This is a genomic window from Chlamydiifrater phoenicopteri (genome assembly GCF_902807005.1).
Lineage (GTDB): Bacteria > Chlamydiota > Chlamydiia > Chlamydiales > Chlamydiaceae > Chlamydiifrater > Chlamydiifrater phoenicopteri.
Genome location: NZ_LR777658.1, coordinates 69,589 through 93,217, shown reverse-complemented (window position 1 = coordinate 93,217; position 23,629 = coordinate 69,589). Strand labels below are relative to the sequence as shown.

General features: G+C 39.2%; 20 protein-coding genes and 2 tRNA genes. 9 read left to right on the top strand and 13 right to left on the bottom strand.

Annotated features, from left to right (window positions below):
• Position 1 precedes the first annotated feature (1 nt).
• Positions 2–655, bottom strand: a complete 654-nt coding sequence (locus KJA58_RS00400; protein WP_213357510.1) for a hypothetical protein — start codon at positions 653–655, stop codon at positions 2–4.
• A 259-nt stretch (positions 656–914) separates the two neighbouring features.
• On the opposite strand from KJA58_RS00400, the gene rpsO reads away from it, so the two are divergent.
• Both rpsO and pnp read left to right on the top strand, forming a co-directional pair.
• Entirely contained in the window at positions 915–1,184 is a 270-nt protein-coding gene (gene rpsO / locus KJA58_RS00395; RefSeq protein WP_213318155.1) for a 30S ribosomal protein S15, read from the top strand.
• 31 nt (positions 1,185–1,215) lie between these two features.
• On the top strand, positions 1,216–3,321 hold the full coding sequence (pnp, locus tag KJA58_RS00390; RefSeq protein ID WP_213357509.1) for a polyribonucleotide nucleotidyltransferase: 2,106 nt from the start codon (positions 1,216–1,218) through the stop codon (positions 3,319–3,321).
• 75 nt (positions 3,322–3,396) lie between these two features.
• On the opposite strand, the gene ftsH is transcribed toward pnp, so the two are convergent.
• Positions 3,397–6,123, bottom strand: a complete 2,727-nt coding sequence (gene ftsH, locus KJA58_RS00385; RefSeq protein WP_213357508.1) for an ATP-dependent zinc metalloprotease FtsH — start codon at positions 6,121–6,123, stop codon at positions 3,397–3,399.
• Between the two features lie 199 nt (positions 6,124–6,322).
• Entirely contained in the window at positions 6,323–7,282 is a 960-nt protein-coding gene (gene tilS / locus KJA58_RS00380; RefSeq protein ID WP_213357507.1) for a tRNA lysidine(34) synthetase TilS, read from the bottom strand.
• A gap of 106 nt (positions 7,283–7,388) precedes the next feature.
• On the opposite strand from tilS, the gene KJA58_RS00375 reads away from it, so the two are divergent.
• The gene (locus KJA58_RS00375; RefSeq protein WP_213357506.1) at positions 7,389–8,468 is read left to right on the top strand and encodes an LptF/LptG family permease; all 1,080 of its coding nucleotides are present in this window, start codon (positions 7,389–7,391) and stop codon (positions 8,466–8,468) included.
• Positions 8,469–9,569: an LptF/LptG family permease gene (locus KJA58_RS00370; RefSeq protein WP_213357505.1), complete on the top strand. Its 1,101-nt coding sequence runs from the start codon at positions 8,469–8,471 to the stop codon at positions 9,567–9,569.
• Here KJA58_RS00370 and KJA58_RS00365 read toward each other — a convergent pair.
• The 6 genes from KJA58_RS00365 to infC form a co-directional block, all read right to left on the bottom strand.
• Positions 9,556–11,607, bottom strand: a complete 2,052-nt coding sequence (locus KJA58_RS00365) for a hypothetical protein (protein WP_213357504.1) — start codon at positions 11,605–11,607, stop codon at positions 9,556–9,558. The genes KJA58_RS00370 and KJA58_RS00365 overlap by 14 nt on opposite strands.
• Positions 11,608–11,781: 174 nt before the next feature.
• Positions 11,782–11,866, bottom strand: a tRNA-Ser gene (locus KJA58_RS00360).
• A gap of 19 nt (positions 11,867–11,885) precedes the next feature.
• The gene (pheS, locus tag KJA58_RS00355) at positions 11,886–12,914 is read right to left on the bottom strand and encodes a phenylalanine--tRNA ligase subunit alpha (RefSeq protein WP_213357503.1); all 1,029 of its coding nucleotides are present in this window, start codon (positions 12,912–12,914) and stop codon (positions 11,886–11,888) included.
• Between the two features lie 25 nt (positions 12,915–12,939).
• Positions 12,940–13,305: a 50S ribosomal protein L20 gene (gene rplT, locus KJA58_RS00350; RefSeq protein ID WP_213357502.1), complete on the bottom strand. Its 366-nt coding sequence runs from the start codon at positions 13,303–13,305 to the stop codon at positions 12,940–12,942.
• 31 nt (positions 13,306–13,336) lie between these two features.
• Positions 13,337–13,531 (bottom strand): 50S ribosomal protein L35, encoded by a 195-nt coding sequence (gene rpmI / locus KJA58_RS00345; RefSeq protein WP_213357501.1) that lies wholly within the window; start codon positions 13,529–13,531, stop codon positions 13,337–13,339.
• Positions 13,512–14,069, bottom strand: coding sequence for a translation initiation factor IF-3 (gene infC / locus KJA58_RS00340; protein ID WP_213358346.1), 558 nt, complete (start codon positions 14,067–14,069; stop codon positions 13,512–13,514). The genes rpmI and infC overlap by 20 nt, the downstream gene beginning before the upstream one ends.
• A gap of 237 nt (positions 14,070–14,306) precedes the next feature.
• Between infC and KJA58_RS00335 the strand changes: the two genes are divergently transcribed.
• Both KJA58_RS00335 and murB read left to right on the top strand, forming a co-directional pair.
• Entirely contained in the window at positions 14,307–14,951 is a 645-nt protein-coding gene (locus KJA58_RS00335) for a transcription antitermination factor NusB (protein WP_213357500.1), read from the top strand.
• Between the two features lie 19 nt (positions 14,952–14,970).
• Entirely contained in the window at positions 14,971–15,861 is an 891-nt protein-coding gene (gene murB / locus KJA58_RS00330; protein WP_213357499.1) for a UDP-N-acetylmuramate dehydrogenase, read from the top strand.
• Here the strand turns inward: murB and mnmM are convergent.
• Positions 15,856–16,425, bottom strand: a complete 570-nt coding sequence (gene mnmM, locus KJA58_RS00325) for a tRNA 5-(aminomethyl)-2-thiouridylate-methyltransferase MnmM (RefSeq protein ID WP_213357498.1) — start codon at positions 16,423–16,425, stop codon at positions 15,856–15,858. The genes murB and mnmM overlap by 6 nt on opposite strands.
• Before the next feature lie 111 nt (positions 16,426–16,536).
• Here mnmM and KJA58_RS00320 point away from each other — a divergent pair.
• A tRNA-Val gene (locus KJA58_RS00320) sits at positions 16,537–16,610 on the top strand.
• On the opposite strand, the gene KJA58_RS00315 is transcribed toward KJA58_RS00320, so the two are convergent.
• The gene (locus KJA58_RS00315; protein WP_213357497.1) at positions 16,601–17,278 is read right to left on the bottom strand and encodes a tRNA (guanine(46)-N(7))-methyltransferase TrmB; all 678 of its coding nucleotides are present in this window, start codon (positions 17,276–17,278) and stop codon (positions 16,601–16,603) included. The two genes, KJA58_RS00320 and KJA58_RS00315, sit on opposite strands and share 10 nt — an antisense overlap.
• 182 nt (positions 17,279–17,460) lie before the next feature.
• Here KJA58_RS00315 and KJA58_RS00310 point away from each other — a divergent pair, with 182 nt between their 5' ends.
• The gene (locus KJA58_RS00310) at positions 17,461–18,066 is read left to right on the top strand and encodes a hypothetical protein (RefSeq protein WP_213357496.1); all 606 of its coding nucleotides are present in this window, start codon (positions 17,461–17,463) and stop codon (positions 18,064–18,066) included.
• A 72-nt stretch (positions 18,067–18,138) separates the two neighbouring features.
• Here KJA58_RS00310 and KJA58_RS00305 read toward each other — a convergent pair whose 3' ends face one another.
• Both KJA58_RS00305 and KJA58_RS00300 read right to left on the bottom strand, forming a co-directional pair.
• The gene (locus KJA58_RS00305) at positions 18,139–19,179 is read right to left on the bottom strand and encodes a ribonucleotide-diphosphate reductase subunit beta (protein WP_213357495.1); all 1,041 of its coding nucleotides are present in this window, start codon (positions 19,177–19,179) and stop codon (positions 18,139–18,141) included.
• Positions 19,180–19,203: 24 nt separating this feature from the next.
• Complete coding sequence (locus KJA58_RS00300) at positions 19,204–22,344, bottom strand: ribonucleoside-diphosphate reductase subunit alpha (RefSeq protein WP_213357494.1); 3,141 nt, start codon at positions 22,342–22,344, stop codon at positions 19,204–19,206.
• A gap of 464 nt (positions 22,345–22,808) precedes the next feature.
• On the opposite strand from KJA58_RS00300, the gene KJA58_RS00295 reads away from it, so the two are divergent.
• On the top strand, positions 22,809–23,627 hold the full coding sequence (locus tag KJA58_RS00295; protein WP_213357493.1) for a CDP-alcohol phosphatidyltransferase family protein: 819 nt from the start codon (positions 22,809–22,811) through the stop codon (positions 23,625–23,627).
• Positions 23,628–23,629: the final 2 nt, after the last annotated feature.

The following is a 23,629-nucleotide window of genomic DNA, read 5'->3' as shown; positions in this document are numbered from 1 at the left end:
TTTAAACTCCTTGTAACTTGCATAATTTTTTTTGCAATGTGGATATTTGTTTTTTTAGAGCTGCTATGTCTGTCAAATATTTCTTTTGCATTCCTGAAATTTTCTTTTCATAACGATCTGAACAGTTTCTAACAGCGATAAGAATTTCTTCAGAAACTTTTTCTTCCCCACAAGATTCTAGGCCCGCTATTCCTTCCAATGCCTTCTGACGCAACATCAACTTCTCTTCAGGAGAAAAAACAACAAAGTTCATTTCTGAAAAAAGATAAACATCTATAGGACAAAACTTCCCCAAAGCAGATTGAATTAAAGGCTCTGAAACATTCGAAGGAATAGACTTTATGGATTCGGTCTCACTGGAAATAGAAGAAAGAGCATCAAAAAAGAGATCATAAATTTCAGTTTTTTTTAATACCCACCTGGAAGCGATAAACGAGGCCAACTCTTCGTATTCTCCTGAAGAATTTTCTATAACCTTCAAATATCCCTCCGACATCTCGTCAAGCGACAAAGACGAAAACTTTTTTCCTGGAAAAAATTCTTTAACAAAACGAACATCCCTGGCCAAATGTTCCTGTTTCAAATCTTTCTTAACTAAAGAAATTATTTCTTTAAACCAGGGACTAAGTTTTTTCAAACACTCTGTGTACTCCATTAAAACCTCCCTACAGCATTTATGTCTTTAATAGTATCAGGAGCTTAAACGTTTTGGTGATTTAGTAAAAATAATCATTCAAACCAACGTTTAAAAGATGTTCAAAAAAAATCATTGCACCATTGAGAGAAGAGAATGCAGCTATTTACGATTTATTTGATTCTAGAAAAACACTTTCAAGCTCTCACAAAAGTTGTACATTAACGCCACTCTGACGTATAATTGCATTTTGCAGTAAACATGTTAAGGAGATATCCGAATGTCTTTGGATAAGGGAACTAAGGAAGAAATTACAAAACGGTTTCAACTTCATGAAAAGGATACTGGCTCTGCAGACGTCCAGATTGCGATATTAACAGAGCATATCGCCGATTTAAAAGAACATCTTAAAAGGTCTCCTAAAGACCATAACTCTCGTTTGTCACTCCTGAAACTGGTAGGACAAAGAAGAAAACTTCTAGAGTACCTGAACTCTACAGACACCGAACGATACAAAAACTTAATCAAAAGGCTTAACTTAAGAAAGTAAGCTTCTCCACTATTGGGCGCGGAACAAAGAAATGAAAGCAGAAGTTATCGACATCGACCTAGGTAATGGTAAGAAAATATTTTTCGAAACAGGCAGAATTGCTAGACAAGCTAGCGGTGCCGTTTTAGCTAGATCGGGAGATACCGTCGTCTTTTCTTCCGCTTGCTCGGCATCTTTGACAGAAGAAACAGACTTCCTTCCCTTCAGAGTAGACTACCAAGAACGCTTTTCCGCAGCAGGAAAAACCTCTGGAGGATTCTTGAAAAGGGAAGGGCGTCCTTCTGAAAGAGAAGTTTTAGTATCCCGTCTTATTGATAGATCTCTAAGGCCAACTCTTCCAGAAAGGTTAATGAGAGACGTTCAGATTCTCTCTTACATCTGGTCCTACGATGGAAAAACCTCTCCCGATCCGTTAGCAATTTGTGCTTCGTCTGCAGCCCTAACTATTTCCAGTGTTCCTATCTTAAATCCCGTCGCTGGAGTCAGGGTTGGATACATTGACGGAAAGTTTATCATTAACCCAGATGTACAACAGCAGCCCTCTTCTGCACTTGATTTAATGCTCTCTGGAACGGAAAACGCTATCCTAATGATAGAAGGGCATTGCCGTTTTCTGGATGAAGAACAAGTCTTAGACGCCATAGCCTTTGGACATGAGTCTCTTTCGGTCATATGTCGTCAATTGTCCTCCTGGCAAAAAGCTGTAGGAAAAGCAAAAGAAGTAGATTCTGTAGTGCCCCTTCCTCAGTCCGTTCTTCTTTCTGTTCAACAGAAAACAGAAGGGAAGCTTTCTGCTCCGCTTTCTTTGTGTGATAAAAAACTTCAAGAAGCTGCCCTCAAAGAAATTGAGGACTCTCTCCTTTTGGAATTAACTTCTGAAGAAACTTCTGATTTTTCTTCCTTCAATATCAAATCTGCGTTCAAGAAAGTGAAGTCCAACTTCATGCGTAAAATGATTTTGGAAAGCAACCGCCGAGCAGACGGGAGAGGCGTTACTGATATCCGTAAAATTACTATAGAACCTTCCGTGCTTCCTAGAACTCATGGTAGCGCCTTATTTACAAGAGGAGAGACCCAATCTCTAGCTGTTTGTACTTTGGGGGGCGATAGCATGGGACAGCGGTATGAGGACTTGAATGGTGAAGGCATCAGTAGGTTTTATTTGCACTATTTCTTTCCCCCCTTCTCCGTTGGAGAGGTAGGTAGAATTGGATCTCCCGGGAGAAGGGAAATTGGTCACGGAAAATTAGCCGAAAGGGCTCTTTCACACATTCTTCCAGATTTTACCAGCTTTCCCTACTCCATTCGCTTAGAGTCGAATATTACAGAGTCTAACGGCTCCTCTTCTATGGCTTCTGTTTGCGGCGGTTGTCTGGCTTTAATGGATGCTGGTGTTCCCATCACTACTCCCATTTCAGGAATAGCTATGGGATTAATTTTGGAAGAGAATCAATCAGTGATTCTTTCTGACATTTCTGGCATAGAAGATCACCTTGGTGATATGGACTTTAAAGTTGCTGGGAATGAGGATGGCATCGTAGCCTTCCAAATGGACATAAAAGTAGAAGGCATCACAAAAGAAATTATGCAGAAGGCTTTAGCACAGGCAAAAGCTGGAAGAAAAAGCATTTTAAATTCTATGAGGGAAGTTGTTCCTGCTTCCAAGAAAGAAATGTCCATCTATGCTCCTAGAATAGAGACTGTGCGTATTAAACCAAATAAAATCGCTACCGTCATAGGCCCCGGAGGCAGACAGATTCGTCATATTATAGAAACAACAGGCGTACAGATCGATATCAATGATTCTGGGCTCGTCAGCATTGCAGCTCAAACACCGGAAGCTATGGCAAAAGCTAAAGCTATCATAGAAGAGCTAACCTGTGAAGTCGAAGTTGGTAAGATCTACAATGGTCGAGTAACTTCTGTTGTCTCTTTTGGAGCATTTGTTGAAGTCCTTCCTGGGAAAGAAGGTCTGTGCCATATTTCTGAATTAGACTCCAAACGAGTAGAGAATGTTTCGGATATAGTGAAGGAAGGAGACTCCCTTAAAGTTAAACTCCTGAGTATAAATGAAAAAGGGCAGCTTAAGTTGAGCCATAAAGCAGTTCTTTCTGAGCAGACGACATCGGATGTTTGACGGCTAAAGAAGCTCAAAAAGCAATCATTTAAGGAAATTAAAAACCCCGCTTATGAAAAGCGGGGTTTTCTTATCTTAGGTGACATTGAAGCCTAGTCCATTATGTATGGAATCTCCTTCATCCGGGGGAGGAGGAGGAAGCTCTTCCGGAGCTTTCTTGAACAGTAGGTTTTCTTCCTTAAGTCGGAGTCTCTTCCTCTCCGGATCCCAAGTGTGGTCCATAATTTCTTTGACATCCTTGGCGTCTAGCGTTTCAAACTCTATCAACATTTTTGTCATTAACTCTACTTCTTCTCGTCGAGTCTGAATAATGTCTAAAGCTCTGGCATACGCCCCTTCTAAAATGGCTTTCACTTCAGCATCTATGACTTTAGCAGTCTCCTCGGAGTAGACCCTCTCATGGTAACTACCGTACCCGGTGTAGTTATCAGAGCGCTCATCATAAGCAACAGTACCCAATTGCTCGCTCATTCCCCATTCACAAACCATACTGCGCACTAATTTTGTGGCTTGAGCGATATCCTGTTGCGCTCCACTTGAAACATCATTCAAAAAGATAGCCTCAGCCGCGCGACCTCCCATAAGAACAGCTAGCTGATCGAAAAGCTCACTCTTCCAATAACTAAGCCGATTTTTCTCTGGTAAAAAGTGTGTTGCTCCCAAAGATAACCCTCTAGGAATAATCGTAACTTTATCCACTGGGTCGCTATGCTGAACGGACAACCCAACCACAGCATGACCCGATTCATGGTAGGCTGTTGTACGACGTTCTTCAGCATCCATTTCTAAACTTCTTCGCTCTTTGCCATACAGAACCTTATCACGAGCTTCGGCTACATCTACAGCTGTCACAGCTGTTCGATCTCTCCTAGCTGCTAGTAAGGCCGCTTCATTGAGCAAATTTTCTAAATCTGCTCCAGAAGCTCCAGGAGTACTTCTCGCCACTGCCATAAGGTCCACGGTAGGATCTAGTTTAATCTTTTTTGCGTGTACGGATAATATTTCTTGTCTACCGCGGATATCAGGCAAACTGATCACAACCCGTCTATCAAACCTTCCAGGACGTAATAAGGCTTTATCTAAAACATCTGGCCTATTCGTTGCCGCCATGAGGATCACGCCATCATTCGTGCCAAACCCATCCATTTCAACCAGAAGCTGGTTCAGGGTTTGCTCTCTTTCATCATGACCGCCACCGATACCGGCTCCTCTGTGTCGACCTACTGCATCTATCTCATCGATAAAGATTATGCATGGAGCATTTCTTTTAGCTTGCTCAAACATGTCTCTAATTCGACTAGCCCCAACCCCAACAAACATTTCTACAAAATCAGAACCAGCTATAGAGAAAAACGGCCTGTCAGCTTCTCCGGAAACAGCTTTTGCTATTAAAGTTTTTCCAGTTCCAGGAGGCCCTATTAATAAAACTCCTTTGGGAATGCGTCCACCTAAAGCTGTAAACTTGGATGGATTTTTGAGAAAATCAACAATTTCTATTAGCTCTTCTTTGGCCTCCTCAATCCCGGCAACATCAGCAAAAGTGATTTTATTTTGCCCTTTCGGCAATAATTTTGCTGGAGACTTCCCAAAACTCATAGCAGAACCTCCAACTCCCTTAAGCTGTCTAGAGAAGACTAAGTAAAGCAGGAACACTACTAACATCACTGGCATGAGCGTAAAGATGTACCCCATATAGTGAGGAGCGGGCTCTTCACTTTTAAAGGTTTTTTCTAAAACTAGGTTACGTGGTTGGTCAGGAGCCTTAAAAGAAAGGGATTTGTTATGGCTGAAATTATTCCACTCTTCTTTGGCACCGTTAAACCAATGAGAAAACAACTCTGAGTCCTGCCTTTCCAAGGCTTTAGAAGATAGTTCCTTATTATTGAAAAACCAAACAACCTCGGAAACTTCCCCTCGAGATTTTTCCAACTGACTGGAATTTAGCTCCAAAGATTTTTCTATGGAAAGATACTTCTTTCTTTCCTCCTTATACAGCCTTACTGAGCGCAAAGAAGCAAAGCGGACACCATCCTCTGGATAAAGGAACGACTGAGAAATTCTTTGTAATGAATCTAATGTTTGACCATACAGCTGACGGGTATCTTCTGAGCTCTGTTCTTGTTGCAGAGAAACCTCAACCTTACTGGAAAGCGTTTTTAAATCTTCCTTAATCGATTCAGCGCTGATACCTAGAGCTGGAGATAGATACTTACCTATTAACTCATAAAGATCTGATCCGAAACGCTTTAAATCCGCCGCATCTCGGATATCTTTTCGAAATTTAGCTGATAAAGATTGTAAGTTTATAATCTGAGGAGCAACAATCTCTTTAACAATGAGAGGTCCTAACTTGCTATTAGCCCTATCAAAAATCATATAACCAGATTCTGGAGCCGCCATTCCAGAAATAGCCGAAAACCAAGAAACTGCCGAAGAAATCTCAACTTCTAACCCCCCCAAAGAAGAAAGCGTTTCTTGTCTTTCGGACAAAAGACGATGCTCTTTATCTATGAGCTCTAAGTATCGATATCTAGCCTGACTTTCAGCGCTGCTACTATCTCTAAACCTACCGCTGAAAGATACCAGATTATCATTGAGAGCGACCTTTCGACTATCTTCTGGAAGAATTAAACGTAAATTAACTAAGTGTTCTAACTGATGACTGAATCCTACTTTTGCTCTCTTCGAGCCGACAAAATTTTGTAATGCGAAAACACCAAAAATGACTCCAAACAAAAGGAAAAAAAACATCGAGGGGAAATTCTTTTTAGGGTCACTATTAAACTTTTTTTCGTATGACATAATCGCACTAACTAAGAACTAATTATTCGTAATAATTATTATTATATAACTACAGTTTTATTTTTCGCAAAAAAGCGTATACTCTAAAAAACAAAAAAACTTTTGCAAACACCCATCATATATTACCCTAGTTTACCTATCAACCTAATCCACTGGCGCTTTAGCTCACAGCTAAGCCTCCAAGTGATTAGCTAAAGGACTAGTTCTCACATACGCTAACAATATTTCCACAGATCTTAACATTTTTATCATGAACTCGCATAGTCACCTTGCAAGTCCTTTGAATCAAATGTTGATAAATGGCTAACACCGTATGCCTAGAAACCCCAATCCCCTCTGCAATAAAAAATTTTTTTATCACTTGCTTAGCTAAAAAAGCCCTTCCTAGCAAAGCATCTGGCAGAGTTATAGAGACTTCCCCTTTTGCGCGAAAAATTCCTTTGAGATATACCGCTGATTCTTGATCTATATATTCGGCTAATTCATCAGAATCTTTAGCCAAAGCCAACAATGGATTGATAATATTTTTTCCAAAATTCTTTTGAAGACAAGGAATAATAGACTTACGCATTCTTGCTCGCAAAAAGTGCTCGTCCGAATTAGTCTCATCAAAAAAATAAGTAATATTCGCTTTTTGCAGCTTATCTTCGATATCTTGCTTTCTTAGGTGCAGCAAAGGCCTAATGATGGGCATAGAAGACATGCTCGACGTCTCCTTAGGCCCAGAGAGATTTGTCAATCCAGCCCCTTCAAAAAGACGTTTTAAAATTGTTTCTACCTTATCATCCGCATGATGGCCAACAAAAACTCCCCCCAACCCCTCTTGCCGACAAACTTCTAAAAAAAAATCGTACCTAACCTTCCTAGCTGTATTTTCTAAATCTTTTCCTTTCCAAACGGCATTGTCTATTCTGTGACAATAAAAAGGAACCTCATACTCCTTACAAAGCTTTTGCAACTGAATCGCCTCCAAAGAGGAACTGTCCCTCCACCCATGATCCACGTAAGCTGCAGCAAAAGGAATCCTATAAGAAATGAGCACATAAAATAAAAAAGTAGAGTCTGAACCTCCAGAAAGAGCCAATAAATAACGTTTTTTCTTATCCAGGGAAGAAAAAAATAACTCTAATTGATTATCCTTAAAATGAGCACTATGCATAAAAACAACTCAAGGCGGCAAAATACTACTCTACGCCCTTTGAGACGGAATAAAACCTGGAGAAGTTAGCTCTCTCTTCTAAGAAAGTCAAGGGATTTTGCACTACATGCCTCTACTCTGGAAGCTTCTTATACTACGATTCTTGAAAACTACCTTCCTATGTAGTTTAAGTCTTATTTTTATCTCCATAATAGGCTCCCTGCAAGAAATTGTTTCTTTAATAGCTAAAAATATCTCTTATATTACTGTTTTCAAGCTTTCTATTTACCAAATCCCCTATCTACTTCCTTTTATCATCCCAGTTTCTTGCTTTGTGTCCTCTTTTTCCATTTTCAGAAAATTATCAGACAATAACCAGATTACATTCTTAAGATCCTCGGGGGCTTCTCAAAGCTTGATCATCTTTCCTTTACTGGTTACCGCAGGAATTATCTGCTGTGTCAATTTTTATACTTGCTCTGAATTAGCCTCTATCTGCAGATACAGAACCTGCAAAGAAATAGCCAATATAGCTATGACCTCCCCAGCATTACTCTTACAAACGATTCAAAAAAACGAAACCAATCGCATCTTTATAGCTGTTGACAATTGTCGAAAAAATACCTTTAACGATGTAATCGTAGCCTTAAAGAGGGACGGAGAAATTTCTGATATCGGGATTATTAAGAATATCATTCCAAATACCGCTAAAGATACCGTATCCGCAAACAAAGTACTGATTATATCAAAGATACCAAACTCTCTAAAGCATGAGTCTGATTCACAGGAAATTTACACAGAAACTATTGACAGCATCTTAATTCCCAAAGTTACTTCCACTCTATTCGCAGGAAAATCTTACATGAAAACTAGAACGGATTACCTGTCATGGAAAACGTTACTAAAAAGTTGCAAACAAAACAAAGACTCAAAAGAGCTATTACCAGAAATTTTTAGACGATTAGCTATAGGATCCCTATGCATCACTCTCACTTACTCTGGTATAGTCCTTGGAACATACAAACCTCGATTCAAAAAACGCTTTAATCCCTTTGTAATACTACCAATCCTGACCCTTACTCTTCTAATCATAGGGAAAAATACAAAATCTGTGGCCATGGCCTTTTTGTTATTTGTTTTACCCCAACTGTCTACTTGGATAATCTTTGCAATTTTGTCTTATAGAGAAACACGAGGCCAAGCTTAAATGAAATTATGGCAGCGACACCTACTAGTCAGATTTTGGACTATTTTCCTGTTACTTGTAATATCTTCTTTTCTATTCTATTCCTCTATCCATCATTCTTTGCATGTCATGAAATCTTCCAACTTGAGTGGAACGACTCTTTCTTGGAAATTGAATGCGCTATACTACCTCTCTCAAATTGGGCTAAAAAGCGAGTTCCTTCTTCCCCAACTAATTGTCGTCACTACTACGCTGACTCTCTCTTCAATGCAGAACAAACGCGAAGTATCTTTACTACAGGCCTCCGGATTATCTCTGAAACAGTTCGTTTCTCCGCTCATATTCTCTGTGGGACTTATAACCTTGTTCCTCTACGCAAACTTTCAATGGTTGTACCCTGCCTGTGAAAGTATTTCTTTAAAAAAAGAGTCTCTAGAAAAAGGTTCGAAAACCACTAGAGAAGATAAAATACCTGCTCTTTACCTAAAAGATCAGACAGTGTTGATTTATTCCAACATCGACCGAACATCTATGACCTTGAACAAGGTTTTTTGGATAAAATCACGAAATGAAATTTATTCCATCGAACGCTTAGCTTTCAATACGCTTTCATTACCTATGGGCTTTAGCGTCACGCTCTTCAAAACTCAAGAATCTACAAACAATGTATCTCAGCAATTCTTTGATATGAAAGAGTTCCCAGAAATTGAATTTGGATTCTATGATAACCCCTTCTCGAAGATTTTTACTGCGGGAGCAAAAAATAGGCTATCGGAGATTTTTGGAGCCATTCCGTGGAAAGCTACTGGGCCAGGGACTACTGTTGGTATCCCCCAACGCATTGCCGCTCTAATATCTCATTTCTATTACAGACTATTTTCGCCCCTAGCGTGTCTAGCAGCAACTATTATCTCAGCCGCTTTCTGCCTACGATTTTCCCGAACCCCGAAAGTGGTCTTGGCTTATTTAGTTCCTCTAAGCTTAATAAACATCTTTTTTGTTTTCCTAAAAGCAGGGATGGTCCTAGCCTCTAACAGCGTTTTGCCGGTCCTACAAACAATGATCATAGCACCTTTTCTCCTAGCTCTATATTCCGGCTATAAATTTGCTAACCTTCGTTGATCTCTGGTAAAAATCCCGAGAACACCCACCCTTCTAAATCACAGGTATATAATGCTTGTAATTTGGGCAAATTTTTTCTGTTTTTTCTTAACGCCCCCATTAATTTCTCCAAAAGCTCTACACAAGAGGATAAAACCTGTCGATCTCTCATTAAAAATGTTTGTACAGAAAGTTTCGCTAACATCAGTTTCAAAGATTTCTCGTCCAAATCTGTTGATTTTCTAGAAAAACAAAAAAGTCCAGCGAGAAATGTATCTGCATAATCCAAACCATCTTTTGACATAATCCAAAAATAATTTGGCAAGACGACTTCTAATTGTTTAAAAATCAACAAATAAGATATGAGATGAAGCAGCAATAACTTATCATTTCGGAACAGAATTTTTTTCTTTGCAAAAAAGAGCTCTTTCAAACTACTAAGACACTTAGGTAAAAATTCTTTTTCCAATTGGTTTTTTACTTCCAAGTTCATTCCATAAGAAGAAGTAGATCTATCCTTTCTAAGTTCTTTCTCAACTGCTTGTATAAACTCACTAAAATCTTCTATCTCTCTTTCATTTTCTATGTTTGATAAAAGCTCCTCTGGTTCTGGACAAGAAAATAGCGTTACATTACCAGCAAAATCCAAGCTATCCGCACACTCCTCTAATAATCGAGTCCTGGCTTTGTCCTTCTTAGATCTTCTATTTTGAAAGTTAACAATGAAAACAGAAGATCCCTCCTGCTTAAACACCTTCAGCAAAGACAAAAACTCCTGATTCAAAGACGCATACGAAACAGATTCTTGAATAACAGGACTTGCCGAGGAGAGCACTTTTATAGCTATTTCCCTTTCATTATAAACAAGCTCCCCTTCAAAAGATGGAGTCAAACCCATTTTAAATGGGTCAAACTGTTGACATAAGCTTCTATCAGATAGATAATCCACAGCTTTAAGCAATGGACCGTTCGGAAATTTAGAAAATATTCGATGTTGTTCATCGTACAAATCCGACAGATATTTACTTGCAGATATTTTTTTCCCTTCCATAGAAACATTCATTTGACTTAGCAAATAATGTAATGCTTCGGAATAGGTCGGACGATAAGAAGCTAAGGAAAGCAACCATTCATCAATGATTTTTTTCGCCTTTATCTTAAGGGCTGGTGTCTCAACAGAATTATAGTGCACTTCTTCTAACAAAATCACAGCTTCTCTAAGAAAGCCCAAGAAATCATTAAAATAGGCTACATTGCTCTTCACTGGCTTTGAAGAAATCATTGTTTTGGGTTGTTTTGACAACATCAAAGCCATAACCGCGTTATGAACAATAGAAATCTCAGGAATAGCTTTTTCTTTTAAAGCCTCTAACTTGTAAAAATCTCGAATACAAGGTTCTGCGACAGAAAACATGTACCTGCTCTGCCGTTCTTTTTCTTTTCCTTGCCATAGGAAAGTTCTTGTTAAAGGATCTGAGGTAGAGGATGTTTCGTATACTTTCCCGTGCTTAGCTATAATTTGCGCTAAGGAGTCCGTATAAAACTTCTTGTTATTCTCATTGGTTATGAAGAAAAGTTCGTAGTATTTGTCTCTCTTGACTTCTACCAAACTATCCAGAATGGGAATTACTATAGAAGGCTTATCAGAATCTACAGCCGGCCCCTTAGATTTAAATGAATCATCCTCGTTTGAGTTAATGACTTCTGTGTAGGCACTTCGTAATTCATTGTATTCGCTAGAAATACCTATAGTTTCCAGCAACTCTTTATTATCATCAAAAACTTCTAGAAGATTCTCCACCTCGTTGATAAGTGGGGTCCCCTCAATTTGCTGTTTATTAGAAATTTTATTGATGTAGCTACCCACGGATTCTAAGGAATGCTTTATGGAATCAATCAGCTCTCCGCAAGGAAACATTTGAAACTGATTATAGGAAGGGGTTTTGTCTTTCGATAATAGGTCGGCGTCTTCAAAGAAACAGGCCGTGTCTGAAAGATTCTTTCTTATATTTTGAACATGCCTCATAGCATCTTGAAAGCTTTGCTCTCTTTTTTCCATCGCCCACCCCCCGACATGGAACCAAAAATATAAAAAAACCAAACAAAAGAATAATTATTTAATTTATCAAATAAATAATTTTATTACCAATAATTACAAGTTTATTTAAAAACAGCAAAAACGCAATTAACTAATAAAGAAAAGAAAGAGAAGAAAAAAGAAAATGAAAAAAAACGGAAGAAGAGGGATTCGAACCCCCGGATCCTTTCAGATCTCCTGTTTTCAAGACAGGTGCATTAAACCGCTCTGCCATTCTTCCACACAAAGGAAACACTATACTAGAACTGCTTCAAAAACTTAACATCATTTTCAAAAAACAGTCTAATGTCTGGTATACCGTGTCGTAGCATAACCAATCGTTCTATGCCCATTCCCAGAGCATATCCTGATAACTTTTCTGGATCTGCCCCTCCTTTACATAGAACGTTAGGATGTATCATTCCTGCTCCAGCAACTTCCAACCACCCAGAGTTTTTGCATAGAGAACATCCTTTCGCAGAACACTCTATACAAGATACATCCACTTCAACACCTGGTTCTACAAAAGGAAAATAGCTGTGTCGAAATTTCAATTGCACGTTCTTTCTAAAGAAGCGTTGAAAAACTTCTTTAAGAACTGCAACAAGATCTGCCATATTAACGCGCTCGTCTATGAAGAAAGCTTCTACCTGGTGAAACATTACATGAGATCTTGACGAGACATCCTCATTTCTAAAGCACAGTCCGGGGGCCACGACCTTCATTTTTTTTTCTTGATTTCTCTTTAACTCGCGAGCCTGCACATTTGAAGTATGCGTGCGAAGAAGAGTCTTCTCATCCAGATAGAACGTATCGTGCATTTGCCTAGCTGGATGATCTTCAGAGAAATTTAACAAGGAGAAATTGTTAGCTTCGGTTTCGATATTTGGAGCCTCTTGTACAGAGAAACCTAGGGAAACGAATATATCGACTATTTCACGAAGAGTTTTTTTAAGGACGTGCTCCCCTCCAGAGAAGTAGGCCTCTCCTGGGAGGGTTATATCTATTTTTTCAGACAGGAGTTTTTTATTTTCCTCCTCTTCTAGTAACCTTTCTCCCACAGTGGACAGATGTTCTTCTATAAGAGCCTTACAAGAATTGATTAGAGAGCCCAGAGCAGGTCTTTCTTCTGGAGAAACCTGCTTTAGCTCTTCAGAAAAACCACGAAAAATCCCCTTCTTTCCAAGGTATTTGACCCTGATTTCAGTCAAATCTTCAGAGTTTTTCGCGCTACCGATCTCTGCAAAGAAAGCATCTCGAACAGAAGAAATCCGTTCTTTTATATCCATGAAAAAAGATCCCGTCTACTGTTTCTTAAACTGCAGCCTCGAGAGCTTTTTTAGCCTCGTTGGCTACTGTAGAAAACGCATCAGGGCTATGTATAGCCATTTCGGAAAGCATTTTCCTATTCAATGAAATTCCAGCTAATTTTAATCCATTGATCAACTTACTATAAGAAAGACCATTGATTCTGGAAGCTACATTTAATCTGGTGATCCAGAGGCGACGAAAATCCCCTTTCCGATCTTTTCGATGCATGTAGTTAAAAGCCATAGCTCTCATGACAGCAGAACAAGACTGTCTGTAATGACCTTTTCTATCTCCCCAGAACCCTTTTGCTTGCTTCAAAACACGCTTGCGACGACGACGGGAAGCTACTGAACCTGTTGCACGTACCATATTCTAAAAACCATCCTTCAAAACACTCGGATTACACGAGCATCATGCGTTTATACATTTTCACTTGAGAATCATCCATTACGGGACGCTTGGAGAGATTCCTCTTAGCCTGAGAAGATTTCTTTGTTAACTTATGTCTCTTCCCTGGACAAGTTCTAAGCAATTTCCCTGTACCCGTCAAATTGAAACGAGACTTTACAGATTTGTTACTTTTCATCTTGGGCATGTATTCTTTCCTGTTTTTTTCTAGTTTTTACTGTTACAGGAGCAATAACGCAACTTAGAGACCTCCCCGTTAACTTTGGTTCGGCCTCTACCCCTCCAACATCTTCTAGAAGTTGGCTCATACGCTGAACCACTCTATGACCATGTTCTGGGTAAGCGAGCTCTCTTCCACGAAAGGTGCAAGTAATCTTGACCTTATTCCCTTTTTCGAGAAAAGACCGAGCTTGCTTGGACTTCGTCATAAAATCGTTCTCATCAATATTCGGCTTAAGTTTCACCTCTTTAACACGAACTTGATGCTGAGCTTTTTTGTTATCTTTTTCTTTCTTGGTTAGATCATATCGGTACTTCCCATAATCCATGATCTTACAGACTGGGGGCTCACTATTAGAAGCAACTTCAACTAAATCCAAGTCCGCTTCCCTGGCCATATCAAGAGCTTCCTTGATGGAAACAACTCCCATTTGTTCCCCACCAACTCCGATCACCCTAACTTTAGGAGCACGAATTTGCTTGTTAATTTTCAGATTGACAGCCACTTTCATCCTGCAATTATATTTTGAGAATCTAAATCGCACCACCGAGAACTTCCCGGCAATCGTACTCCTGCTCTCCGAGGCCAAAAAGGCCCTTCCAAGAAGGGGAAGATCTTAGTTTATTGTGAAAAGAAAATCAATCGAAAATCTATAGATTCCCGAGTGAAAGAAGCTTGTTCAAAAAAAATATTAAATGTGAAAAATTAATTTTATGAACCCCAGTTCTTTGAAAATTCATTATTGCAAATAAACTTTCTTAGTAACTACAATTGTTCCTTCCATATTCTCGCTGTAGGAGCCTTCTTCTCTACGAGATCGTTGCTGTGGTTGCTTTATTACAAAAAATTAGATTCTTTTTACACAGGTGTTTTAATGGCTGCGCCTGCTACAAAGGGAGTTCCTTTTAGCGTAGAGTCTTGTTGCGGCTCTATCCCTCAAACTAAGTTTAGGGAAATAACTTTACAAATTCTTTTCTCTTTGGACCTTTCTGACCAGGGAAACGAAGTTGTTCCCATGATAATGCGAGAGGTTCGTGTTTCAAAACGACACGCCCTAAGCGCCTTCTCGCTAGCGTCCGCCGTCATCAGCAATAAAAATCACCTCGACGCTCTTCTTGAGGAAAATATTCTGGGCAACCACCAAGGAAAAATTTCCAGACTAGAAAAGAATGTTCTCCGCTTAATTTGTTATGAACACTTTTCTTCTAATAATCCAGACTCAACCACTGATGCTGTACTAATTTCTGAAGCTATACGGCTAACAAAGAAATTTGGGCATCCTCCAGCGTCAGCCTTTGTTCATGCTCTGCTAGACGCAATTTTTCAAAAAAAATATCCCTTAACATTTACCAGAATATCTTTTCCCTCTAATCTAAAAATTAATTAGTTTCTCGATTAGGGCCTACATGCAGAAGTCGGAAATAACCTTTCCCTTCCCCGTTAAAGAAGGGGTTCCCCTAAGTAAGTATTCTACGTTTAGAATAGGGGGTCCCGCTAAATTTTTTAAATCTATCTCTTCTGTCGAGGAAGCTGTCGAAGTCTTCCGCTTTTTACACAAACATCCCCTACCTCATTTCATCTTAGGCAAGGGCTCTAATTGCTTATTTGACGACCTAGGTTTTCATGGCTTAGTTTTGCTCAACAATCTCAACAAAAAAAATTTTTTAACCCCTCATCTCCTAAAGGTTTATTCGGGACATTCTTTTGCCGCACTTGGGCGCTATACAACAAAAAAAAATCTAGGTGGATTGGAATTTGCCTCCGGGATTCCAGGCTCTGTGGGAGGCGCTATTTTTATGAATGCGGGCGCACAAGGCCAATCTACTTCTGACTCAGTTCTTCGCGTCGAAGCTATTACTCCTGAAGGAAAGATTGTTTCTTACTCAAAGTCTGAATTAAAGTTTGAATACCGCTCCTCCCGATTCCAAAGTGTTTCTGAATTCATCCTTAGTGCAGAATTTCAATTATACAACAATCCTGCTTCTATAAAATTAGAAGCTTCCTATAAAGAAAAACGAGTTGCATCTCAACCCTATAACCAATTTTCTGCAGGCTGTATCTTTCGAAACCCATCGAAAGACATGCCAGCAGGAAAGCTTATTGAGGAATGTGGGCTAAAAGGACTAAGCGTTGGCGATGCTATCATATCCCCTCTTCACGCCAACTTTATCGTTAATAGAGGAGCAGCCAAGGCTAAAGACGTATTAAAACTTATCAATATAATAAAGGAGGCTGCACAAAAACGCGGCTTTTCCTTAGAAGAAGAAGTTTTATTTATTCCCCACAACCGATCATAGAAGATTTCTTTTAAAAACAAACAACTCTGGAGCCAAATTTCGGTTCATCATTTTACGAAGAACTACCGTCCAACGTCCTGGATCTAAAGCCTCAGCAAAAGATTCTACAGCATCTCTTTCTCTTTTACCCTCTTCATGCCCTGGGTAACAAATAACCGTAATAATCCCTTCTGAATGCAATAAATCCAAAGCTTTGTTCAAGCTAGCAATAGTATCTTCCGTGAGAGTTGTTATATCGTGATCTCCACCAGGCAAGTATCCTAAGTTATAATGAAATAGCTTTGCTCCATTCTCTTCCAGACAGACGTGAGAGCTATGCTTTAAAGAAATGATGCTAGCCTCCTCTCTACTAAGCAGAGCTTCAAAGGCCATCATAGATTTGGCTAAGGCTTCTTTTTGGACATCATAGCCTATAATCTTTCCCTTACCTTTTAAAAGCTTAGCCATGACTAAAATATCTTTACCATTACCACAGGTAGCATCAACAACAATATCTCCTGGAGATAAAAACTCCCTGAATAAATTATGGGCTACCGATACTACATTAGAAAAAAATGTTTTCATACCCAAAAACCACCCTAAAACTTGTTTAAAAAATCTTTTTAAATCCGCAAATCTTTTAGATTTTTGAATTGAAAAGATAGATTTCCCATGATAACATCCCTGACTAGATTTGGGGTATTAGCTCAGTTGGTTAGAGCGTCACGTTGACATCGTGAAGGTCAGCTGTTCAAGTCAGCTATATCCCATCGTTTTCGAACTTTGCTTGAAAAATCTTTTTCCCCTTCATCCTCCATAAATTTTCGAACCAAGAGTTCCCGTAATTAGATTCTATTTCCTCGTAGTAAGGTGCTATCTGCTGAGGAGAAAATCTTTTCATAATAGAGCCTAAAGAAGTTCGTAAAAAGTCCTCGTGGTCTGTGACTAGCGACAACGTCCCTCTATCACACATAGCTTTAGCCAAATCGTCGACAAAATCTGTTTGAAACAGACGGTGTTTATGGTGTCTAAGCTTAGGCCAAGGATCTGGAAAGTTGACATGCACCTCACTGAAAGAGGCTTCTAAAACAAACTTCCTAAAAAAAACTTGAGCTTCTCCACAAACAAGAAAAAGGTTTTGTAACCCCCTGTTTTCTCTTTTTGACCAAATTTTTCGAATTCTATCGAATCTTCTCTCCACAGCAACCCAGTTCTTGTAGGAAAAATTTTCTGCCTGATCTATGATCCAATCTCCATTGCCAGAGCAAATTTCGCAACAAATGGGGTTATTCTCTGAAAACAACTCCCCCCAAGAAGGCATGCTAAACAGATCGTCTGACTCAGAATTTGAGTAGGAAGGAATAAATAAGATCCCGTCCCTGATCAAAACATGCTGTCGACTTCTATCAAAGGGAAGAGGCAAATCTTTAGGTCTCACAAAATACCTTCGCATCTAGTTAACGGTGGTGAGACTATAACTGTACAGGATTTTTCGGCCAATACGATTGAATCTAAAATAATAAAAAAATTAGAAGAAAACTCAAACTATTTTATTTAATCGAAAAAAATACAAATCAACATTAAAATAGACCGACAACATATAAAGTTATAAAGGTTTTTATGAGAAGGTTTTATTGTTTTATTGCAATTCTTGTGTCTCCAATACTCCTTAGCTCTGCATTAGGCGCTGAAGAACATTTAGCAACAATAAATGCAAAAGAACAAATAATGTTTCGTAGAAATTTACAAAACCTTCTTGATGAGGCTTTGGAAGAAGGCGCCGTATTCTTAAGCACCTTAAATCAATTAAGAAAACATCCAACAAAGCTTACTCATTCCACATTTAAAGAGTGTTACAAAAACATCCAGGATACCGCTAAAGAAATGGAAGCTCTTTGCTCCCTCGACTCACAAGTTAAAGAGGGTTTGGCATGGAGCATAATAGCAGAAATTATCGAAGAGCGACTTCTTGTTGATGAATTCATGAACGAAGAAGAAATTCTAGCCTATATGAAAACGGTTAGTCATCTAAAAAACCAAGAACTCGCAAATCTCTCAGTTATTAAAATGACTCAAGAAAACTCCTCTAAAAAAGAAGAGGGAGAAACCCCAGTCTCAACGCTTTCTGACACTGCTGAAGCTACGACTAGTGAATATGAAAGCCTTGAAAAACAGCTCCCCTCAGAAGAAGTCTCTCTTAGAACAGAGATCCTCCCTCCCTGCTAGCACATAGGGCTTCTTTCTTTTTCAATAATTAGCTCAGCCATCATTTCCTGGTTGAGCTAACCTTCAGTAACTTTACCAACTCAAACTACCAGCTGTTTGATATTCTGTTACTCGAGTTTCAAAGAAGTTTTTCTCTTTGTTTAGATCCATGGTCTCACTCATCCAAGGGAATGGGTTCTTGGCGTGGTAAATGGGCTTAAGACCTATCCTCTCTAATCTTCTATCAGCAATATGTCGAACATAATCTATGAACATGGAAGATTTGAGCCCTAAGATACCTCTCGGCAAACAATCTTCGGCATAAGCAATCTCTAACTCAACAGCTTTTTCTATTAGAGATATTATTTCTTGCTGCAACTCTGGAGTCCATACTTCAGGATTTTCTTCTTTAATCCCGTTAATTAAATCTATTCCAAAATTCAAATGAATAGTTTCATCTCTAAGGATATATTGATACTGTTCTCCTATTCCAGTCATTTTATTTTGCCTATGGAACGATAGCACCATAACAAAACCGCTGTAGAAGAAAATTCCTTCCATAATGACGTAATAACCAACCAAATTTTTAATAAACTCTTTGATTCCTTCCACAGAATCTGTAGAAAAGTTGGGATCTAAAATATGCGTTGTCAAAGTCATTTGGAAATCATCTTTAGCTTTGATAGAAGCCCTTTCATTGTACGCATTAAAAACTTCTCTCTCGTCAAGGCCTAAAGATTCACAAATATACAAGAAAGTATGGGTGTGCACAGCTTCTTCAAAAGCTTGTCGCAAAAGATATTGTCTGGCCTCCGGATTAGTTACGTGTTTAAATATGGCTAAAACAATGTTGTTCCCTACTAAACTCTCTGCTGTGCTGAAGAAACCTAAATTTAGAAGTATCACTCTACGCTCATCTTCAGACAACTTATCGGACTTCCAAATTTCAATATCCTTAGCCATAGAAACTTCTGTCGGCAACCAATTATTAGCACATCCGTTAAGATAGTGCTCCCAGGCCCATTTATATTTGATTGGAACCAGCTGATTAACATCCACTTGATTACAGTTAATCAAAAACTTTTGATTAACATCTACGCGTTTACTTTTACCTTCTAAAAGGTCTCCTTCCATAGCAACCTCCTTTTAAGCGACACCTTACTGGCAAGCTTCACAGCTTTCTTCCATACTACAAGCTTTTGGAACTGAGTTTCTCTCCACAAGAATGCTTGTCGAAGCAGATTTATTTTTCATCCATCGAGGTTGGATACCTCTTTTATTGACATCTGTGAAAGATTTTTCAACAGACGTAGCTCCCATAGATCGCAAATAATACGTAGTCTTCAATCCTTTCTTCCAAGCATTAATGTACATATTGGAAAGCTTTTTACCATCGGGCTCTCCGAGATATAGGTTTAGAGATATTCCCATATCTATCCACTTGGTTCTTCTCGAAGTACATTCAATCAACCAATCTGGATCTATTTCAAAAGCTGTGAGAAAAATCTTTTTGAGATCATCCGGAACCCTTTCAATCTCAGACAAAGAACCATCGAAGTATTTGAGATCATCCAGCATGTCCTCATCCCATAGACCTCTTTCTTTCAACTTCTTAATCAAATATACGTTTGGAATTGTAAACTCACCTGAAATGTTGGACTTTACGAACAAATGCTTGTACGTGGGCTCTATAGATTGAGTAACTCCAACTAGGTTTGATATAGTAGCAGTCGGCGCTATAGCCATCACTTGACAATTACGCATACCGTAAGCTTTTACAGCTTCCCTAACGGGAGTCCAATCTTTTTTACCAGATTTATCCTGTACTAAATTACCTTTATCTCGAGCCTTTTCTAGAAGTTCTATAGTATCTATCGGCAACAGTCCTCGATCCCACTTAGACCCTTTGTAGGACTCGTACACACCTCTTTCTTTAGCCAAGTGTGCGGAAGCTAGGATGGCATAATAAGAAATCAGTTCCATGCTTTCATCAGCGAAAGCCACAGCTTCTTCTTGTGCATAACCTATATCTTGTATGTATAAAGCATCTTGAAAGCCCATTACCCCAAGACCTATAGCTCTATGAGTAAAGTTAGCTTTCCTAGCTTCTGGAATAGGATAAAAATTCAGATCTATCACATTATCTAACATACGGATAGCAATAGAAACCGTTTCAGCCAATTTACCTTCATCAAACTTACCATTGGTAAAATGTTCAGCTAAATTAACGGACCCTAAGTTACAAACAGCAGTCTCTTCTTCCGAAGAATTTAAAAGAATTTCCGTGCATAAATTTGAACAGCGAACCACACCACAATGATCCTGAGCAGAGCGAATATTAGAAGGATCCTTGAAGGTCATCCAAGGATGCCCTGTTTCGTACAACATACTCAGCATCTTTCGCCAAAGGGACGCGGCCTCTACCGTTTTATGTATTCTAATCTCCCCTCTTTCAGCTTTTCTCTCGTATTCTTCGTACAATTGCTCAAAATCTTGTCCATAAGTCTCGTGCAAACCAGGAACCTCATCTGGGCTAAATAATGTCCACTTCTGATTAGCTAACAATCTCTTAAAGAAAAGATCAGGAACCCAGCTAGCCGTATTTATGTCATGCGCTCGACGCCTGTCATCTCCGGTATTTTTTCGTAAATCTAGAAAATCTTCATAATCATAGTGCCAGATTTCCATGTATACACAGGCGGCTCCTTTTCTTTTCCCTCCCTGGTTTACAGCAATAGCTGTATCATTAACCACTTTTATGAAAGGAATGACACCCTGACTTTTACCGTTGGTTCCGGCAATGTGTGCTCCGGTAGCTCTCACTAGAGTCCAGTCATTTCCTAACCCCCCTGCCCACTTTGATAACAGAGCGTTATCAGATATCGATTTGAAAATATGGTTTAGATCATCCTTCACCATAGATAAATAACAAGAACTCAGCTGAGAATGTATCGTACCAGAGTTGAACAGCGTTGGAGTTGCTGGAACATAACGAAAGTCTGAAATTAGGCGATAGAAAGCTATAGCTTGATCTTCTTTTTGTTCGCCCTCATTGAGAGCTAACCCCATGGCCACGCGCATCCAGAAAATCTGTGCTGTTTCCAACCGTCTACCATCAAGCTGGTTATAGTACCGATCATATAAATTCTGGGCACCCATGTAAGCGAATCTACGATCTCTGCTTAAATCTAAAGCGTTGGCTAATTTATCAAGATCGAAGTCAGCTAAAGCAGGGTTCAATCGATACTTTTCTCCTTGTTTGATATACTCTTTGAAGTATTCTCTTTGAATGTGTTCCAGATCAGGGTGGGTAATGTCGACTCCAAGAGCTTCTCGATAAACTATATCCATTAGTAAATCAGAAGCAACAAAGGCATAATCTGGCTCTTTTTCAATGCAGGCTCGAGCAGCCATAATGCAGGCCAAATCTACTTCTGATTCTTTTATCCCAGAGTACAAGTTAGAAAAGGTCATATCTACAAGCATCTCAGGACTTACAGTAGAAGGGAACCGTTGGCTTACCCAAGAAAATTTACGAAATAGATCCTCCTTCCTAAGGACATAAGAGGTTCCATTTCCTCGCACTACCTCATAAACTTCTTCTTCAATAAGAGCCGACGACTCCTCTCCACTCTTGGAACGGACTCTTGCTCTAGCTTCTCTATAAAGAATGTAACTTTTTGCCACTTCATAATGGCCTGACGACATTAACGTTTTCTCTACAACATCCTGAATAGACTCTATATGAAGCCCTGCTTCAGTATCATTATGCATGAGAAAAAGTTCTTCTACTATAGTCTCTGTCAGGTTATTGATAATGGGAACAACTTCCGAAGAGTTTTCTTTATTTCCCAGTGTTGCCCGAAAAGCCTTTTCTATCGCTGAAGAAATCTTCATGGGATTGAAACGAACTTTCGTCCCATCTCTACGAATAACAACGACCTTTCCCCATCGATTTTCTCTACAAGATTTCCGGTTATCTCGGTAAACGATATAATCCCTGGCAACATCTTGCATTCCGCTTCTATATAATTGACTTTCAACTATATCTTGAACTCTTTCTACAGTAACGACCTGCCCTTCATTTATTTTTTCGACAACCTCCTTAACAACTTTGGCCGTAATATCTGATATCGTTGTCTCTAAATTTTCTGGCAAAGGCTCTTCATTTCCAAGTTGTTTAGTATCTCGAAAAGCAGCCTCCAGAGCTCGGCTTATACGATCTCTGCTCAATGGAACAAACATTCCGTTACGTTTAACAATCGAACATTTGTCTTCTTGAATTTCTGCTTCTACCATAACTCCCTTGCTCCGTAATTCTTTTCAGAAAAACCAAACCGCAAGCATCTTCTACTGCTGATTTAGAAAGCTCTGAAAACACTTTATTAGAGTGCTAAAAATTCACTCCATCCACCCAAAAAACTTGAAAAAAAAAAACACAATCGAAAAGCGGAAATACCCTCAAAAACCCAACATATAGTGCGCATCGCCCGCTATGTATACCATATATAGGAATAGAGCCGTTTTATCTGCAATTGAAAAATACAGTCTCTCTCGCGAAAAAACTCTGCTAACCAAAGGCCTTTTTTCACGCCTCAAAAGAGGTAAGACCGAAACGAGAGAGGGTAAAAAAACATCCTTTTTTCTGCATCTATTTTCCCTCTCCATTTGATCTAAAAAACGAAGAACAAAAAAGAATTCCAAAAGCTTGTTGATTTTACAAAATTGTGGCATGCTCAGGGTCAATCATGTAGTGATCATTTATGTCTGATACGGAATTTTCTCAGCGTCAGCGTCGACGAGTCGTCGCTCCAAATACTATTACGGCCTTTGGCTTATGCTGCGGGCTTTTTATCATTTTCAAAAGCATGCTTTCTACATCAGGACAACAGGAGTTATTCCATCGTCTACAGGGATTGGCTGTTCTTTTGATTTGTTCTATTGTTGCAGATTTTTCTGATGGGGCTGTCGCCAGAATTATGAAAGCAGAAAGCGCTTTCGGTGAACAGTTTGACTCTCTTTCCGATGCTGTAACTTTCGGTATAGCTCCTTCTCTAATTACCATCAAAAGTGTCGAAGGGATAGGCCTTGGAAGCTTTTATTCTTCGATTCTTTTAATTTGTTCCATGATTTACTCCTTGTGCGGAGTCCTGCGTCTCGTTCGCTATACAATCATGAAACATCCGAACAACACAGAAGAAAAGCTTCCAAAAGGTTTTTTCAAGGGGTTACCCATTCCGGCTGCTGCCGCATCCATCGTATCCCTGGCCCTATTTCTTTCTTCGGAAAGTGCTTCGGCTCTCTCCCTTAATCTACGCTTGTTAATTCTCTGGTGTGGTCAATTACTTCTTGGTGGTTTAATGGTTTCTCGCTGCTACTTTCCTTCCCTAGGGGCCCTGCGGTTTAAGATCTCATCGTTCCTGCTTATTGTCCTTTTAGGAATCGTTGCTTGTCTGCTTTTCCTAGGAATAATAGATCATTTTGTAGAAGTATTTTTCCTTATCGCTTGGACCTACATTTTTGTTATCTTTCCTTTATCTGCTCTTTTCAGAAAAGCTATTTCGAAAAGCAGAAAAAATTAACC

Bases quoted from the DNA above. Each gene is read 5' to 3' on its own strand.
- KJA58_RS00400 (WP_213357510.1), bottom strand. From the start codon at position 655: ATGGAGTACACAGAGTGTTTGAAAAAACTTAGTCCCTGGTTTAAAGAA.
- rpsO (WP_213318155.1), top strand. From the start codon at position 915: ATGTCTTTGGATAAGGGAACTAAGGAAGAAATTACAAAACGGTTTCAA.
- pnp (WP_213357509.1), top strand. From the start codon at position 1,216: ATGAAAGCAGAAGTTATCGACATCGACCTAGGTAATGGTAAGAAAATA.
- ftsH (WP_213357508.1), bottom strand. From the start codon at position 6,123: ATGTCATACGAAAAAAAGTTTAATAGTGACCCTAAAAAGAATTTCCCC.
- tilS (WP_213357507.1), bottom strand. From the start codon at position 7,282: ATGCATAGTGCTCATTTTAAGGATAATCAATTAGAGTTATTTTTTTCT.
- KJA58_RS00375 (WP_213357506.1), top strand. From the start codon at position 7,389: ATGCCTCTACTCTGGAAGCTTCTTATACTACGATTCTTGAAAACTACC.
- KJA58_RS00370 (WP_213357505.1), top strand. From the start codon at position 8,469: ATGAAATTATGGCAGCGACACCTACTAGTCAGATTTTGGACTATTTTC.
- KJA58_RS00365 (WP_213357504.1), bottom strand. From the start codon at position 11,607: ATGGAAAAAAGAGAGCAAAGCTTTCAAGATGCTATGAGGCATGTTCAA.
- pheS (WP_213357503.1), bottom strand. From the start codon at position 12,914: ATGGATATAAAAGAACGGATTTCTTCTGTTCGAGATGCTTTCTTTGCA.
- rplT (WP_213357502.1), bottom strand. From the start codon at position 13,305: ATGGTACGTGCAACAGGTTCAGTAGCTTCCCGTCGTCGTCGCAAGCGT.
- rpmI (WP_213357501.1), bottom strand. From the start codon at position 13,531: ATGCCCAAGATGAAAAGTAACAAATCTGTAAAGTCTCGTTTCAATTTG.
- murB (WP_213357499.1), top strand. From the start codon at position 14,971: ATGCAGAAGTCGGAAATAACCTTTCCCTTCCCCGTTAAAGAAGGGGTT.
- mnmM (WP_213357498.1), bottom strand. From the start codon at position 16,425: ATGAAAACATTTTTTTCTAATGTAGTATCGGTAGCCCATAATTTATTC.
- KJA58_RS00310 (WP_213357496.1), top strand. From the start codon at position 17,461: ATGAGAAGGTTTTATTGTTTTATTGCAATTCTTGTGTCTCCAATACTC.
- KJA58_RS00305 (WP_213357495.1), bottom strand. From the start codon at position 19,179: ATGGAAGGAGACCTTTTAGAAGGTAAAAGTAAACGCGTAGATGTTAAT.
- KJA58_RS00300 (WP_213357494.1), bottom strand. From the start codon at position 22,344: ATGGTAGAAGCAGAAATTCAAGAAGACAAATGTTCGATTGTTAAACGT.
- KJA58_RS00295 (WP_213357493.1), top strand. From the start codon at position 22,809: ATGTCTGATACGGAATTTTCTCAGCGTCAGCGTCGACGAGTCGTCGCT.